Source organism: Rahnella aquatilis CIP 78.65 = ATCC 33071, from assembly GCF_000241955.1.
Classification (GTDB): Bacteria; Pseudomonadota; Gammaproteobacteria; order Enterobacterales; family Enterobacteriaceae; genus Rahnella; species Rahnella aquatilis.
Map to the genome: position 1 here is coordinate 3,196,590 of NC_016818.1, position 15,601 is coordinate 3,212,190.

Sequence of the window (15,601 nt, forward strand, 5' to 3'; positions counted from 1 at the left end):
TAATTAACTCTGCGGTCTGTTGAAGATAAATGGATATCAGCGCGATAACGCGGAACTGAAAATTGACGGGGAAACTGTCCCCTGAAGCATCTGTTCCCATTCCAGCAGCTGTTCTGTCAGCAGCAGTTCGCGGTTTACCCCGACGATGGAAAGCAATTGCTGACGGCAGTGCATCCAGGCTGTAACCGACTGCTGCAGAGACGCGTTAGACTGCGCGCCCGCCAGCAAGGTAATCAGCGACTGCTGATCGTGATTAATGATGAACTGCCCGGCATGTTGCTGCCATTTGATAGCATCCAGCAATAATGTCGCCAGCCAGTACAGGCGTTCCGCGGCATCGTCGTGATTCAGTTGCGGTAACAGGGAAAGCATATCGTGTTGCTGGCACTGAACATAAAGCTGCTGGCAAAGCGCCACGCGTTGCTTCCACCGTTCAGGCTGCAACAGTTCCATCGCAGACAACGGCGCACCGCTGGTCAGGCGCAGTGCGGTTTTAATCGCGATGGGATCGGCGCTAAGCTGGCGGTTGATCCATTGGATCGCCAGCGCCTCATCGGGCACCGGCAGATGCCAGTAGGAACAACGGCTGCGGATCGTCGCCAGTAAGGCCGAAGGCTCACGGCAACCGAGCAGGAAATAGGTGCCCGCAGGCGGCTCTTCCAGCGTTTTCAGTAAGGCGTTGGCCGCCGCTTCGGTCAGCATTTCCGTCCGGGGGATCCACACGACTTTTGCCCCGCCCTGCTGCGAATAGTTGTACAACGTTTCAATCAGCTGACGCACCGGATCGATTCCCAGTGAGTTTTTGCCTTTTTCAGGTTGCAGGATATGCCAGTCTGGATGGTTTCCGGCGATCATCAGTTGGCAGCTATGACAAGTGCCGCAACTTTTTTCGCCGTCTTTGTGCTGGCAAAGCAACCAGCGACTCAGACCGTACACCAGTGCCTCATCGCCAATACCCGCCGCCGCATGCATCAGCACCGCGTGGTGGCCGCGCCCCGTCTGATATTGCCCGGTCAGTTGTCTGTACGGGCCGGTGAGCCACGGATACCACTTCATGATGCGCTGCCTTGTAAGGCCTGCTCATCGAACCAGTTTTTCAGGGTCAGATTGATAGAAGCAGTGACCTGTTCAATGGATTGCGAAGCATCGATGGTTTTGATGCGGCTGTCTTCGGCAGCAAGTGCGAGATAACGCGCACGCGTGCGTTCAAAGAAAGGCAAAGCTTCCTGTTCGATACGGTCCAGTTCACCCCGGGCACGGGCGCGTTGCAGGCCAATAACCGGTGGCAGATCAAGATACAGCGTCAGATCCGGGCGGAAATCCCCCAGGACAGTATCACGCAAAGAGCTCATCAGTTTGGCATCAATTCCGCGACCGCCGCCCTGATAGGCCTGTGAGGAGAGATCATGACGATCCCCGACCACCCACGCGCCACGCGCCAGTGCAGGCAAAATTACCGTTTCAACCAACTGAACGCGCGCGGCATAAAGCATCAGCACTTCTGCTTTCACAGTCGGTTTTTCGCCGTCGACGCCACGTTTGAATAAATCGCGTAATTTCTCGGCCAGCGGCGTGCCGCCCGGTTCACGGGTGAAGACAATGTCTTCCACGCCATGCTCGCGCAGCGCGTTAACGACCACGTCATGTGCGGTGGTTTTCCCTGCCCCTTCGAGGCCTTCAATAACAATGAAGTTACTTTTCATTCTTGTTCTTAAGCGCCTCTATGTACACACGAACCGCTTTGTTATGGTTCTCAAGGTTGGTGCTGAAAGTATGCCCGCCTTTACCATCGGCGACAAAGTATAGATACGGTGTCTTCGCCGGATGCGCAGCCGCCTGGAGTGATGCCTCACCTGGCATCGCAATAGGGGACGGCGGCAGACCGGTGATCACATAGGTATTGTACGGCGTTGGCGTTTCTAAATCTTTTTTCGTGATGTTGCCAGTGTATTTATCACCCATCCCGTAAATCACCGTCGGATCGGTTTGCAGTCGCATACCAATACGCAGACGGTTGATAAACACTGAAGCGACTTCCGGGCGCTCATCTTTTACTGCCGTTTCTTTTTCGATGATCGACGCCATGGTGACCATATCAGCAGGCGTTTTATACGGCAGTGAGTCCATGCGACCTTTCCAGATATCCGCTACCGTTTTTTCCATCCGTACATGAGCACGTTTGAGCAGAGATAAATCTGTCATGCCCGCAGTGTAATGATAAGTATCCGGATACAGCCAGCCTTCGACATTTTTGGTGTCCGTTGCGCCCAGCGCGGCGGCAATGTCTTCATCACTTTTACCGCTAAGTTCATGCTTCAGATATTCTGATTTATCCAGAACTTTCATCCAGTCGCTGAGCTTAAAGCCCTCGACAAAACGAACGCTGAACTGGGCCTCTTTACCGCTTTTCAGCAGTTCAAGCATCTGACGCACTGTCATGCCTTTTTCAAAACGGTAAGTACCGGCTTTAAACTCGCTCAGTTCAGGTTCTAAGCGTAATAACCACGGAAACCACGGATTGGGCTTCATCAGTTTTTTATCGATTAGCAGTGTTTCCAGCACCACGCGGCCAGTGCCCGCAGGCAAGGTAAAGATCGTTTCGCTGCTGACATTGATGGGTCGATCCGCAAACTGTTTTACTTTTTGATAGGCAAACGTCGCCAGCCCTAACAGAATCAGGACAATCAGGGCGAAGATTTTGGTCTTTTTGTTTGTCATTGTTTAATCACTTTTTTAACAACTCTGGAGCAGGAAATCGTACAAACGCCGTGAAACGTAATATTGATCTTCGATCTGATTCACCGGCAGAACGGGCATCAGGGCATTACAAATCAGTATTTCATCGGCATCGGTTAATGTGTCCGGCGATTCACTGACGATGTGCACAACCCAGGGGGAAGTCGCTTCAAGTACGCGGATGATGTGCTGACGCATAATACCGTCAACGCCGGACTGCGATAAATCCGGCGTAAACACCTGATTTCCCTTACGCCAGAATAAATTAGCCGCACAGCATTCCACCAGGCAGCCCGAGGTGTCAACCACCAGCGCTTCATTAGCCTCTGTCTGGTCAAGATGCATGCGGATCATCACCTGCTCCAGCCGGTTAAGATGTTTTATTCCGGCCAGCAACGGGTTTTTACTCAGTGTGACCGGACTCAGCACGAGTTTTACGCCCTGTTGTTGCCACGTATGATAATGCGCCGGATATGCAGACGCAGAAACAATGCGCGTCGGTGCCGAGCAGCCCGCGGCGCTGTAACCACGACCGCCCGCCCCGCGCGTCACAACGGCTTTCACCACTGCCTCTTTCTGTTGTCCCGCAGCCAGAACCATTTCCTGTTCCAGAGCCGTCCAGTCCACACCCTCAATCCGCAGTACCGACGCCGCACGCTGCAGACGCTGAATATGTCGGGCCAGAAACACAATCACGCCGTCTGACACCCGCGCTGTCGTAAAGCAACCGTCACCAAATTGCACTGAACGGTCACTTGCCGGCAACGTCTCGGCTGCCATACCGTTAATCCACATGGTTACTTCCTCCGGATCTCATGGTTCTGTTTCTCTGATTGCAGAGCCTGCGTGAGGCGGTCTGTCGCATCAAGGAGAGCATTCTTACTTTATCGTATTGAAACGCACGGCCAGCAGGAACACGCATCCCGTTTATGCACTGTTGCATTCAGACTTTGCTTTTATTCAGACAGCAAAAAGGCCCGATTGACGGGCCTTCACAAACACTACTGTGCTGGGTCAGATCTTACGGAACACCAGTGAACCATTGGTACCGCCGAAACCGAACGAGTTACACAGTGAATACTGCATATCTTTCACCTGGCGCGCTTCGTGAGGTACAAAATCCAGATCACAACCTTCATCAGGATTATCCAGATTGATGGTCGGTGGAACCGCCTGATCGCGTAGTGCCAGCAAGGTGAAAATGGACTCCACCGCACCGGCTGCGCCTAACAGATGGCCGGTCATCGACTTGGTCGAGCTGACCATAACTTTCTGAGCATCAATACCAAAGACGGATTTAACTGCCTGAGCTTCGGCTTTATCACCCGCCGCCGTCGAAGTGCCATGCGCGTTGATATAACCAATCTGCGCCGCAGAAACACCCGCATCACGCAGCGCATTTTCCATCGCCAGTGCCGCACCCGCACCATCTTCCGGCGGTGACGTCATATGGTAAGCATCGCTGCTCATGCCAAAACCAACAATTTCAGCATAAATTTTTGCACCGCGTTTACGGGCATGCTCGTACTCTTCCAGCACCATAATACCTGCGCCGTCTCCCAGTACGAAACCATCACGATCTTTATCCCACGGACGGCTTGCCGCCTGAGGATTGTCATTGCGCGTAGAGAGCGCACGTGCTGCACCGAAACCACCGACACCCAACGGCGTACTGGCTTTTTCCGCGCCGCCTGCCAGCATCACGTCGGCATCGTTATAGGCGATGATACGTGCTGCATGACCAATATTATGCACCCCGGAAGTACAAGCTGTGGCAATGGAAATACTCGGCCCACGTAACCCGAACATGATACTCAAATGACCTGCAATCATGTTGACGATCGTTGATGGGACGAAGAAAGGACTAATTTTGCGTGGTCCACCGTTAACCAATGAGGAATGGTTTTCTTCAATCAGACCAAGTCCACCGATACCGGAACCGATGGCCGCACCAATGCGTGTCGCGTTCTCAGCAGTCACTTCAAGCCCGGAGTCTTGCATCGCCTGAATACCGGCAGTAATACCATACTGAATAAAGGCATCCATCTTGCGGGCATCTTTGCGCGGGATGAAGTCTTCACAGTTAAAATCTTTTACTAAGCCAGCAAAACGCGTTGCGTAGGCACTAGTATCAAAATGGTCGATCAGGCTGATGCCACTCTGACCGGCAAGGAGAGCGTTCCAAGTAGACTCTACAGTATTGCCGACAGGAGACAGCATGCCCAGTCCAGTCACTACAACTCGACGCTTAGACACGTGTGTCCTCCAGGGAGGGAAAAAAGTAGTAATACCGTGGGATATAAAAAACTTAGGCGGTCAAATGACCGCCTAACTATCTAAACTTAAAGCATGTACGCTTAGCTTACTGTTGGCTAGCGTTGATAAAATCAATTGCTGCCTGAACAGTAGTGATTTTTTCAGCTTCTTCGTCAGGGATCTCGGTATCAAACTCTTCTTCCAGAGCCATAACCAGCTCAACGGTGTCGAGAGAATCAGCGCCAAGGTCGTCTACGAAAGAGGCAGCATTCACTACTTCTTCCTGTTTAACACCCAGCTGTTCAACGATGATTTTCTTAACGCGTTCTTCGATAGTGCTCATACTCTTAAATTTCCTATCAAAACTCGCTTTCGCGATGGTTTTCGTAGTGTATAAAATGTTGAAAAAGATGCAACTAAATCCAGGCTGGTCAAACCACGAATTTGCTCTATTTTGCGGTTTTTACCGCAAAAAACGCAAATAATTTCGTAATTTTTAAATCATATACATGCCGCCATTGACATGTAATGTTTCACCCGTGATGTAGCTGGCCTCGTCAGAGGCTAAAAAAGCAACGGCGCTGGCAATTTCTTTGGCATCGCCCAACCGGTTGGCTGGAACTGATGACAAAATGCCTGCGCGTTGATCATCTGTCAACGCCCTTGTCATATCCGTCTCAATAAAGCCGGGAGCGACGACGTTGACAGTAATGCCACGTGAAGCGACCTCACGTGCCAAAGACTTACTAAAACCAATCAAGCCAGCTTTAGCCGCCGCGTAATTCGCCTGCCCTGCGTTACCCATGGTGCCAACAACGGAACCAATTGTAATAATCCGTCCACACCGTTTCTTCATCATAGCCCGCATGACAGCTTTTGACAGCCGAAACACTGAAGTCAGGTTCGTGTCCAGGATATCCTGCCACTCATCATCCTTCATACGCATGAGAAGGTTATCACGGGTAATGCCGGCATTATTAACTAAAATATCAATTTCGCCAAATTCAGCTCGAATCGTCGCCAATACTTGCTCAATAGATGCAGAATCAACCACATTGAGCATAATACCTTTGCCATTTTCGCCTAAATATTCGCCGATCGCTTCCGCACCTTTCTCGCTGGTCGCGGTGCCGATCACTTTTGCACCGCCAGCAACCAGTTTTTCTGCGATTGCGCGGCCAATACCACGGCTGGCACCGGTAACCAGTGCAATTTTGCCTTCGAAGCTCATATTCATCCTCTTATTACTGCTCAAGCGCCGCTGCCAGACTTGCTGTGTCATTCACAGCGGCTGCCGTCAGGGTATCAACAATGCGTTTGGTCAGACCGGTCAGCACTTTACCCGGCCCCACTTCTAATAATTGTTCTACGCCTTGTGCTGCCATGAATTCCACAGACTCAGTCCAGCGCACCGGGCTGTACAACTGACGGACCAGCGCACTGCGGATGGCTTCAGGAGACGTTTCAATTTTCACATCAACGTTATTCACGACAGAATACTGTGGTGCGCTGAAAGTGACATTTTCGAGTGCAATCGCCATCTTTTCAGCGGCTGGCTTCATCAGCGCACAGTGTGAAGGCACGCTGACAGGCAGAGGCAGAGCACGTTTTGCACCCGCTTCTTTACAGGCTGCGCCCGCACGTTCTACGGCTTCTTTGTTACCCGCGATCACAACCTGACCTGGCGAGTTGAAGTTCACCGGAGAAACAACCTGACCCTGTGCAGATTCTTCACAGGCTTTGGCAATCGAGTCATTATCCAGACCGATGATCGCATACATTGCGCCAGTGCCCGCCGGAACGGCTTCCTGCATCAGCTTACCGCGCAGTTCAACCAGGGAAATCGCCTGTTTAAAATCCAGTACGCCAGCACAAACCAAAGCGGAATACTCACCCAGGCTGTGGCCTGCCATCAAAACAGGCTGAGCGCCGTTCTGTTGCTGCCATACGCGCCAGATAGCAACAGATGCCGCCAGCAATGCCGGCTGCGTCTGCCAGGTTTTATTCAGTTCTTCAGCCGGTCCTTGTTGCACCAACTGCCATAAATCGTACCCCAGCGCCGAAGAAGCCTCGGCAAATGTTTCTTCAACAACCGGATGCGAAGCGGCTAAATCAGCCAGCATACCAAGCGTCTGAGAACCCTGACCAGGGAAGACTACCGCTATTTTTGTCATTTTTATCATCCTGTTAAATCAAAAACGTACCAGCGCCGAGCCCCAGGTAAAGCCACCGCCAAATGCTTCGAGCAACACTAATTGCCCGCGCTGAATTCTGCCGTCACGAACTGCTTCGTCAAGTGCTGCAGGTACAGAAGCCGCAGAGGTATTACCATGGCGATCGAGCGTAACAACGACTTTATCCATCCCCATGCCCAGCTTTTTCGCTGTTGCACTGATAATGCGCAGGTTCGCCTGATGCGGCACCAGCCAGTCAAGTTCGGAACGGTCGAGATTATTGGCCGTCAGGGTTTCATCGACAATGTGCGCCAGTTCAGTCACCGCGACTTTGAAGACTTCATTCCCCGCCATGGTGACATAAGCAGGTTTTTCCGGCTCTGACTGGCTAGGGTAAGCCAACGTCAGCAGATTGCCGTAATGACCATCGGCATGCATATGAGTGGAAATGATGCCTTGCTCTTCGCTAGCCCCCAGCAATACTGCGCCAGCGCCATCCCCAAAGAGGATCACCGTACCGCGATCTTCAGGATCGAGTTTACGGGATAACACATCCGATCCGATCACCAGCGCGTATTTTACGGCACCGTTTTTAATGTATTGATCGGCAACGCTCAGTGCATAGGTAAAACCTGCACATGCGGCTGCAAGATCGAACGCTGCGCAATCCCTGATGCCCAGCATATTCTGCACCTGGCAGGCTGAACTTGGGAATGCATGTGAAGATGAGGTTGTTGCAACAATGATCAAACCCACGTCGCTTACGCTGACGCCAGCCATTTCAAGTGCTTTTTCAGCAGCGTGCAGGCCCATTGTGGCCACAGTCTCATCCGGTGCAGCGATACGACGTTCACGAATACCCGTACGCGTGACAATCCACTCATCGGAGGTATCCACCATTTTTTCTAAGTCGGCATTAGTCCGAACTTGCACGGGCAAATAGCTCCCCGTACCGAGAATCTTTGTATACATGTACGATCAGTCACTCTTGGGTAATACAGCTTCAAGGCGCGCGGCAATCCGTTGAGGGACTTGCCGCTGCACCGCCTGCACAGCCTGTTCGATAGCAACAGCAAACGCACGCTGGTTTGCTCCACCGTGGCTTTTAATAACGATGCCCCGTAATCCTAACAAACATGCGCCATTATACTGGTCGGGGTTGAGATGGCTAAAACGCTTTAGCAATTTTTTCTGCAGGATCCGACCTAACCATTTCAGCCACCAGGCCTGCTTGCCACTCTCTCCCGAGGATTTTAACAGTGACAAAAACATCCTTATTACGCCTTCCATGGTCTTGAGCGTAACATTACCTACAAAGCCGTCACACACCATCACATCTGTTTTACCGGTCAGAAGGTCGTTGCCTTCAAGATAGCCGATATAGTTGATTAATGCGGTATTTTTTAAAATCGCGGCGGCTTCGCGGATATTATCCAGCCCTTTGCTTTCTTCTTCGCCAATATTGAGCAAGGCAACACGGGGATTCGTGATCCCGACAACCTGCTCGGCCATGACAGCGCCCATCACGGCAAACTGAACCAGCATCGTGCTGTCACACTCAACGTTGGCACCCAAATCCAGCACCACCGTTTTACTGCGTTGCTGGTTAGGTAACACGCTCATCAACGCCGGACGCTCAATGCCATCCAGAGGCTTGACAACCAGCTTGGCTAATCCCATCAGTGCGCCGGTATTCCCGGCGCTGACACACGCCAGTGCGTCACCACTTTTGATCAGTTCCAACGCCACCCGCATTGAGCTTCCTTTGCTGGCCCGTATAGCTTGTGACGCACGCAAGTCGCTGGCTATAACGGATTCAGCAGGAATTATCCGAATTCGTTCTGTTAAAGAAGGATCGGCTTTGGCTAAGAATGGTGTGATTGCGTCGGGATCGCCGACCAGAAGGAGGTCTAATTCAGAATTAGAAATCAGTGCCTGCAATGAAGCAGGCACTGTGACGGAAGGACCGAAATCTCCGCCCATTACATCTAACGCGATGGTTAGACGAGTCAAGGTATCGCCTTGCCAGCACTTATCACGTGAATAAGTAGCAGGCAAATATCAGCCGATGACCTTGCGACCGCGGTAGTAACCGTCGGCAGTGATGTGGTGACGCAGGTGAGTTTCACCAGAAGTCTTGTCCACAGACAGAGTGGAAGTGGTCAGCGCATCATGTGAACGACGCATGCCACGTTTAGAACGGGTTGGTTTATTCTGTTGTACGGCCATGGACCTTACTCCTTAAGTACTTTTCTTTAAACTCGCTAATACGGCAAATGGATTTGGTTTTTCCGCCTCTTCAGGCAGTTTACCGAATACCATGTCCGCTTCGGACACTTCACAGTGTTCAGATTCATGTACCGGAACGACAGGCAGTGAAAGAATAATTTCGTCTTCAATCATCGCCAGCAAATCAACTTCGCCAAAATCATCGACTTCGATCGGCTCGTACGCTTCCGGTAATGCCTCAGCCTGTTCATCATTTTGGACAGGACTAAAACAATATGTTGTGTGAACCTGATGTTCAAACGTCTTACCGCATCTCTGGCATTCCAGAGTCACAGCAACATCGGAGTGGCCGGTAATCACAGCCAGGCGCTGATTGTCGATATTAAACGACAAAGAGGTTTGGATATCAGAATCCACACTGACCACTGATTGGGCAACACGCGTAACCTGATCAGCAGTATAGACACCTGTATAGTCTAAACGCTTCTGGGCAGTGCGAACCGCATCAAGGGTCAGGGGTAATTTTACTTTTTGCATAGGGCGCGCATATTAACTTTGTAACGACAGAGAGTCAAAGAAAAAGGCCTTAAAACCGCACCTTTCACCAATATTCGCTTCCACAGCGGCCAACAGTTTAAAATGTGCGATTCAATAACGCTACGCTTTGTGAAAAAAAATTATGTCATCACATCCCAAAAAGTTACTTCTGGCTTCAACATCGTTGTACCGCAAGGCACTTCTCGATAAAACCGGTCTGGCATTTTCCTGCGCCGCTCCTGATATTAATGAGACACCGGGCCGCGACGAAAAACCAGCCGAACTGGTGCAGCGCCTGGCTTTCGCCAAAGCCAGCGTACTTGCGGCCTCGTATCCTGAGCATCTGATTATCGGTTCCGACCAGGTCTGCGAGATCAACGGAAAAATAACCGGCAAACCGCATACTTTTGATAACGCATTTCGTCAGTTACAGGCTGCCAGTGGTAAAACTGTTACGTTTTATACCGGTCTGAGCCTGTATAACGGCGAAACACAAACAGCGCAGACTTTATGTGAAACATTTGACGTGACTTTCCGGTCATTAACTGATGAAGAAATTACCGGTTATTTGCATCGCGAACAGCCTTATGACTGTGCGGGAAGCTTTAAATGTGAAGGACTGGGGATCACACTTTTCGACAGTCTGACAGGACGTGATCCGAACACGTTAATTGGTTTGCCTCTCATTGCCCTGCTCGCCTTGTTGCGACGGGAAGGTATCAATCCGCTCCTATAAAGGAAAAAAGGCGCATCCCGTGCGCCTTTGTTTAATGTTCAGCTTAACGTGCCGTCGTTTTAGCCCGTAAAATTTTCAGGCAGTTACGCAGTTTGGCATCCATCGGGGCTTCAATTCGCATCGTCTCACCGCTAGCCGGATGTTCAAAACGCAGCGCAGCCGCATGCAGGAAAAGACGGTTCAGACCCGTTCCTGACAATTTTGCATCGAAATCACGCTCACCGTAACGATCATCAAACGCAATCGGATGACCGGCGTGCAGCGCATGCACACGGATCTGGTGCGTTCTGCCGGTGACCGGGCTGGCTTTCACCAGCGTCGCAAATTCATAACGTTCTTCAATTTTGAAACGTGTTTCAGAAGGTTTGCCTTCAGCATTAACCCTGACAACACGCTCACCGCTTTGCAGAATATTTTTCAGTAAAGGTGCTTGTACGACTTTGCAATGTGACGGCCATTCACCGCGCACCAGTGCCAGGTAATCCTTCTGCATACTTTTAACGCGCAACTGCTCATGCAGGGATCGCAGGGCGGAACGCTTCTTGGCGACCAGCAAAACGCCGGAAGTATCACGATCAAGACGGTGAACCAGTTCAAGGAAGCGTGCTTCCGGACGCAGGGCGCGCAGGCCCTCAATTACGCCAAAACTCAACCCGCTGCCACCGTGTACGGCCGTGCCGGAAGGCTTATTGAGGATCAGCAAATGGTCGTCTTCATATAAGATGCAATCCGCCAGCGCGGCGACTTTATCCAGCTTTGCGGAAACAGGCGCTTCATCACGTTCCGCAACACGAACCGGCGGCACACGCACTTCATCACCGGCAAGTAATTTGTATTCAGGCTTAATTCTTTTCTTATTAACCCGCACCTCTCCTTTACGCACGATGCGATAGATCATGCTCTTCGGCACGCCCTTAAGGATTTTAAGTAAGAAGTTGTCGATGCGCTGACCGGCTTCGTCTTCGGAGATGGGGATTAATTGTACAGTTGGGTTCTCAGTTTTCATGGCTCGCGATTCTAAATATCCGGCACGGTTCGCGCCACTGATTTTTATGTGCTTAACTTTCACTTTATCAGTAACAGCACAGGAAAACCCTCTCACTTCCCCTGTTTTTTAGGAAAGCTCAGGTTCTGACAATGCGGCGCATCTCTCATTGAGGTAAATATCTTACCTGCTTGGGAAAAGTCACCTTGCTATCACAGTGCCTGCAATGGAATAATGAAGTCACTTTCGGCGTTGTTTCTCTTAAGTTAGGGAAAACGCAGGAATTATAGATTTGCCTGATCGCACAAAAACGCAGCAATGGCGTAAGACGTAATGTGAAATCAAGCAATTAGCGGGCTGCGGGTTGCAGCTTGACCGGCGACGGAATGAGATCTGTTAACGTAAATTCAGAAGCTATTCCCCTAATAAAAGTGCTGCTTTCACAACGCTGGTGTCTTTAATACAGCAAAAGCAGACTTACCGAAATAATGCGCCCCTATGCAAGCGACAGCCGTGAGGTTGACGATTTGCGAGAAGACTCGGGGCCAACGGTTTATCCGGTCATGAGGTCATTTTGCCCGCAGCTTTGTCAATAATGGAATAATAATGAGTAAGTTAAGATGAAAAGAATGTTGATTAACGCAACTCAGCAAGAAGAGTTGCGCGTTGCCCTTGTAGATGGACAGCGGCTGTATGATTTGGATATTGAAAGTCCGGGCCATGAGCAGAAAAAAGCGAATATTTACAAAGGTAAAATCACCCGCATTGAACCCAGTCTGGAAGCAGCATTCGTAGATTACGGCGCGGAACGACATGGTTTCCTCCCTCTGAAAGAAATTTCCCGCGAATATTTCCCTAGCAATTATTCTTCCCATGGTCGCCCGAACATCAAAGATGTGTTGCGCGAAGGCCAGGAAGTGATTGTTCAGGTAGATAAAGAAGAGCGTGGAAATAAAGGCGCAGCACTGACGACGTTTATCAGTCTGGCCGGTAGTTATCTGGTTCTGATGCCAAACAATCCACGCGCCGGGGGTATTTCCCGCCGTATTGAAGGCGATGACCGCACTGAACTGAAAGAAGCCTTGTCCTCCCTGCAATTGCCTGATGGCATGGGCCTGATTGTGCGTACTGCCGGTGTCGGCAAATCCGCAGAAGCTTTGCAGTGGGACCTGACTTTCCGCCTCAAGCACTGGGATGCGATCAAGAAAGCCGCTGAAGGCCGCCCTGCTCCGTTCCTGATCCATCAGGAAAGCAATGTTATCGTTCGGGCGTTTCGTGATTACTTACGCCCGGACATCGGTGAAATCCTCATCGATAACCCGAAAGTCCTCGAGCTGGCAAAAGAACATATTGCTGCTCTGGGCCGTCCTGATTTCAGCAGCAAAATTAAGCCGTATGTGGGTGAAATTCCGCTGTTCAGTCATTACCAAATCGAATCGCAGATTGAATCCGCTTTCCAGCGTGAAGTCCGTCTGCCTTCCGGTGGCTCTATTGTTATCGACAGCACAGAAGCGTTGACCGCTATCGACATCAACTCCGCGCGTGCAACCCGCGGCGGCGATATCGAAGAAACCGCATTCAACACCAACCTTGAAGCTGCAGATGAAATTGCCCGTCAGTTACGCCTGCGCGACCTCGGTGGCCTGATTGTTATCGACTTCATCGACATGACACCCGTTCGCCACCAGCGCGAAGTAGAAAACCGTCTGCGTGATGCCGTTCGTCAGGATCGTGCCCGTATTCAAATCGGTCGCATTTCCCGCTTCGGTTTACTGGAAATGTCCCGTCAGCGCCTTAGCCCGTCATTGGGTGAATCCACGCACCATATCTGCCCGCGTTGTGCAGGTACCGGCACCGTTCGTGACAACGAATCCCTGTCACTGTCGATTCTGCGTCTGATCGAAGAAGAAGCACTGAAAGAAAACACCAAAGAAGTGCATGCCATCGTTCCGGTGCAAATCGCTTCTTACTTGCTGAACGAAAAACGTGAATCGGTGAATGCCATCGAAAAACGGCAGGGTGGTGTGCGCGCGGTGATCGTGCCTAACGATCAAATGCAAACTCCGCACTACCATGTTCTTCGCGTTCGTAAAGGTGAAGAAATCTCTGCACTCAGCTATCTGCTGCCGCAGATTCATGAAGCAGAAATGTTGCAACCTTCTGAAGAGTTGCCAGCTGAGCGTCGTCGCCCTGAGCAACCAGCTCTGGCTGCGTTTGCGCTGCAAAGCGAAGCGCCTCCATCCAGCTTTGAACAGACCACCGTAACCGAAGAACCGGTCAAAACCAGAACGACAACGGTTAATGCTCCCGAGAAACCTGTTGCTGAGAAATCAGGTTTTGTCAGCCGCCTTCTGAGTGGGCTGAAAAGCTTATTCGCGCCGGAGCCACAGCAGGAAGTAAAACCTGTTGAAGCACAGCAAGAGACTCAGGAAGCGACTGAAACAGAAAGCCGTCGTAATAACGAACGCCGTAATCAACGCCGCCAGGGCGGACGTCGTGATCGCAACGGAGAACGTGGCGAGCGCAATGAACGCGGTAATCGTGGTGAACGTGGCGAAGGTCGTGACAACAATCGTGATAATCGTGGTGAAAGCCGTGATACCCGCGAAAATAATCGCGAACAACGAGATGATCAGCGCCGTGGCCGCCGTAATCAGGAACCGGTTATTACCGAAAACCGTCCTGAAGAAGTTGAAACTGTTGCGCGTGAAGAACAGCAGCAACAGCCTCGCCGTGAACGTTCGCGTCGCCGTTCTGAAGACAAACGTAAACCACAAACTGAAGAAAAAGTTCAGGATGTTGCAATCGTTGAACAAGTCGCTGCTCCGGTCGTTGCCGATGAAACTGAGCAGGAAGATCGTCAGCCCACTCAGCGTCGTCAGCGTCGTCAGTTATCGCATAAAATCCGCTTCGAATCTGAAGCAGAAGTTGATCACGAAGAAGAAGCTGCAGCACAGTTATTGATCACGGGTACTCGCCCCGCTGCGCCAGTGATTGCTGAGCAGGAACCTTCTGATGCTGAATCACCAAATGTTGCCGATAACGAAGATAATCAGAATGACAATGCCCGTGAGAATGGCATGCCACGTCGTTCACGCCGCTCTCCACGCCACCTGCGTGTAAGCGGTCAACGTCGTCGCCGTTATCGTGATGAACGTTATCCGACCCAGTCACCAATGCCACTTGCAGGTGCGTTTGTTTCTCCGGAAATGGCTTCGGGTAAAGTCTGGGTCACCTATCCGGTTGCCCAGTCTGTTGAACAGCAGATTATTGAAACCGAAGCCCCTGAAGTGCTGACTGAGCAGGTCGAAATTGCACAGGCGAATACGCCGGTAATGTCTGACATTGCTGAAGTTGCACAACAGCCAGCCGCAGAGCCTGACAATGTCGTCGAAGCTGCACCACAAGAGACGCCAGCCGACGAAACCGCACCAGCAGACATTGCGCAACCTGTTGCCGACGAGCCCGTACTGGTTGAACCGGCAACAGCTGAACCCGTTGCGGAAACGCCGGTGATTGACGTTGCGCCAGAAGCACACGAGCCAGTAATCGTTGAACCAACAGCAGTTCTCGCTGAACCGGAAGTACAGGCACCTGCGCCAGCTGCCGAATCCGAAGTGAAAGCGGAAGAAAAAGCGGAACCTGTTGCTGAAGTTCAACCTGCTGTGGAAACTGCGCCAGTCGCAGCCGTTCCGGTGGTCACTGAAGCAGCGGTTGTTGCACCTCGCTTCAAGCACCTCGCAACAGCGCCAATGACCAAGGCTCCAGCTCCGGCCTATGTGCCAGAGCCTCCTCGTCACAGTGACTGGGTTCGTCCTGAGTTTAACTTTGAAGGTAAAGGTTCTGCAGGCGGCCATGCGGCAGTCACCACCGCAACAGCCCCGGCAACCAAACCTGAGATGCCAGCCGAGTAATCGCTGACCATTGAGACTAAAAAACCCGCTTCGG

The 15,601-nt window shown here is 51.3% G+C and carries 15 protein-coding genes; 2 read left to right on the forward strand and 13 right to left on the reverse strand.

Features of this window, described 5'->3' with window-relative positions:
- Nucleotides 1-36 precede the first annotated feature (36 nt).
- The 12 genes from holB to yceD all read right to left on the reverse strand — a co-directional run bounded on the left by holB (nt 37) and on the right by yceD (nt 9,932).
- Complete coding sequence (gene holB, locus RAHAQ2_RS14350) at nt 37-1,056, reverse strand: DNA polymerase III subunit delta' (RefSeq protein ID WP_015697929.1); 1,020 nt, start codon at nt 1,054-1,056, stop codon at nt 37-39.
- Entirely contained in the window at nt 1,053-1,703 is a 651-nt protein-coding gene (gene tmk, locus RAHAQ2_RS14355; RefSeq protein WP_015697930.1) for a dTMP kinase, read from the reverse strand. Before tmk ends, holB begins: the two co-directional genes overlap by 4 nt.
- Complete coding sequence (gene mltG / locus RAHAQ2_RS14360) at nt 1,693-2,718, reverse strand: endolytic transglycosylase MltG (protein ID WP_015697931.1); 1,026 nt, start codon at nt 2,716-2,718, stop codon at nt 1,693-1,695. Before mltG ends, tmk begins: the two co-directional genes overlap by 11 nt.
- A gap of 15 nt (nt 2,719-2,733) precedes the next feature.
- Nucleotides 2,734-3,531: an aminodeoxychorismate lyase gene (gene pabC, locus RAHAQ2_RS14365; RefSeq protein ID WP_015697932.1), complete on the reverse strand. Its 798-nt coding sequence runs from the start codon at nt 3,529-3,531 to the stop codon at nt 2,734-2,736.
- 219 nt (nt 3,532-3,750) lie between these two features.
- Nucleotides 3,751-4,992: a beta-ketoacyl-ACP synthase II gene (fabF, locus tag RAHAQ2_RS14370; protein ID WP_015697933.1), complete on the reverse strand. Its 1,242-nt coding sequence runs from the start codon at nt 4,990-4,992 to the stop codon at nt 3,751-3,753.
- 106 nt (nt 4,993-5,098) lie between these two features.
- Nucleotides 5,099-5,335 (reverse strand): acyl carrier protein, encoded by a 237-nt coding sequence (gene acpP / locus RAHAQ2_RS14375; protein WP_015690190.1) that lies wholly within the window; start codon nt 5,333-5,335, stop codon nt 5,099-5,101.
- A gap of 153 nt (nt 5,336-5,488) precedes the next feature.
- On the reverse strand, nt 5,489-6,223 hold the full coding sequence (gene fabG, locus RAHAQ2_RS14380; RefSeq protein ID WP_013576245.1) for a 3-oxoacyl-ACP reductase FabG: 735 nt from the start codon (nt 6,221-6,223) through the stop codon (nt 5,489-5,491).
- Nucleotides 6,224-6,236: 13 nt separating this feature from the next.
- Nucleotides 6,237-7,166 (reverse strand): ACP S-malonyltransferase, encoded by a 930-nt coding sequence (gene fabD, locus RAHAQ2_RS14385; protein ID WP_015697934.1) that lies wholly within the window; start codon nt 7,164-7,166, stop codon nt 6,237-6,239.
- Between the two features lie 18 nt (nt 7,167-7,184).
- On the reverse strand, nt 7,185-8,138 hold the full coding sequence (locus RAHAQ2_RS14390; RefSeq protein WP_015697935.1) for a beta-ketoacyl-ACP synthase III: 954 nt from the start codon (nt 8,136-8,138) through the stop codon (nt 7,185-7,187).
- A gap of 6 nt (nt 8,139-8,144) precedes the next feature.
- A complete protein-coding gene (plsX, locus tag RAHAQ2_RS14395; RefSeq protein ID WP_015697936.1) occupies nt 8,145-9,179 on the reverse strand; it encodes a phosphate acyltransferase PlsX in 1,035 nt (344 codons plus the stop codon).
- Nucleotides 9,180-9,227: 48 nt separating this feature from the next.
- Complete coding sequence (gene rpmF, locus RAHAQ2_RS14400; RefSeq protein ID WP_015697937.1) at nt 9,228-9,395, reverse strand: 50S ribosomal protein L32; 168 nt, start codon at nt 9,393-9,395, stop codon at nt 9,228-9,230.
- 12 nt (nt 9,396-9,407) lie between these two features.
- Nucleotides 9,408-9,932, reverse strand: coding sequence for a 23S rRNA accumulation protein YceD (gene yceD / locus RAHAQ2_RS14405; protein ID WP_013576250.1), 525 nt, complete (start codon nt 9,930-9,932; stop codon nt 9,408-9,410).
- A 142-nt stretch (nt 9,933-10,074) separates the two neighbouring features.
- Here yceD and RAHAQ2_RS14410 point away from each other — a divergent pair, with 142 nt between their 5' ends.
- Entirely contained in the window at nt 10,075-10,668 is a 594-nt protein-coding gene (locus RAHAQ2_RS14410; RefSeq protein WP_015697938.1) for a Maf family protein, read from the forward strand.
- A 43-nt stretch (nt 10,669-10,711) separates the two neighbouring features.
- Here the strand turns inward: RAHAQ2_RS14410 and rluC are convergent, their stop codons facing one another.
- A complete protein-coding gene (rluC, locus tag RAHAQ2_RS14415) occupies nt 10,712-11,674 on the reverse strand; it encodes a 23S rRNA pseudouridine(955/2504/2580) synthase RluC (RefSeq protein WP_015697939.1) in 963 nt (320 codons plus the stop codon).
- Between the two features lie 599 nt (nt 11,675-12,273).
- On the opposite strand from rluC, the gene rne reads away from it, so the two are divergent.
- A complete protein-coding gene (gene rne / locus RAHAQ2_RS14420) occupies nt 12,274-15,567 on the forward strand; it encodes a ribonuclease E (protein ID WP_015697940.1) in 3,294 nt (1,097 codons plus the stop codon).
- Nucleotides 15,568-15,601: the final 34 nt, after the last annotated feature.

What these genes read in the sequence shown, in the direction of transcription:
- holB (WP_015697929.1), bottom strand. Translation starts at nt 1,056, where the DNA reads ATGAAGTGGTATCCGTGGCTCACCGGCCCGTACAGACAACTGACCGGG.
- rne (WP_015697940.1), top strand. Translation starts at nt 12,274, where the DNA reads ATGAAAAGAATGTTGATTAACGCAACTCAGCAAGAAGAGTTGCGCGTT.
- RAHAQ2_RS14390 (WP_015697935.1), bottom strand. Translation starts at nt 8,138, where the DNA reads ATGTATACAAAGATTCTCGGTACGGGGAGCTATTTGCCCGTGCAAGTT.
- pabC (WP_015697932.1), bottom strand. Translation starts at nt 3,531, where the DNA reads ATGTGGATTAACGGTATGGCAGCCGAGACGTTGCCGGCAAGTGACCGT.
- fabG (WP_013576245.1), bottom strand. Translation starts at nt 6,223, where the DNA reads ATGAGCTTCGAAGGCAAAATTGCACTGGTTACCGGTGCCAGCCGTGGT.
- yceD (WP_013576250.1), bottom strand. Translation starts at nt 9,932, where the DNA reads ATGCAAAAAGTAAAATTACCCCTGACCCTTGATGCGGTTCGCACTGCC.
- fabD (WP_015697934.1), bottom strand. Translation starts at nt 7,166, where the DNA reads ATGACAAAAATAGCGGTAGTCTTCCCTGGTCAGGGTTCTCAGACGCTT.
- acpP (WP_015690190.1), bottom strand. Translation starts at nt 5,335, where the DNA reads ATGAGCACTATCGAAGAACGCGTTAAGAAAATCATCGTTGAACAGCTG.
- mltG (WP_015697931.1), bottom strand. Translation starts at nt 2,718, where the DNA reads ATGACAAACAAAAAGACCAAAATCTTCGCCCTGATTGTCCTGATTCTG.
- rpmF (WP_015697937.1), bottom strand. Translation starts at nt 9,395, where the DNA reads ATGGCCGTACAACAGAATAAACCAACCCGTTCTAAACGTGGCATGCGT.
- RAHAQ2_RS14410 (WP_015697938.1), top strand. Translation starts at nt 10,075, where the DNA reads ATGTCATCACATCCCAAAAAGTTACTTCTGGCTTCAACATCGTTGTAC.
- tmk (WP_015697930.1), bottom strand. Translation starts at nt 1,703, where the DNA reads ATGAAAAGTAACTTCATTGTTATTGAAGGCCTCGAAGGGGCAGGGAAA.
- rluC (WP_015697939.1), bottom strand. Translation starts at nt 11,674, where the DNA reads ATGAAAACTGAGAACCCAACTGTACAATTAATCCCCATCTCCGAAGAC.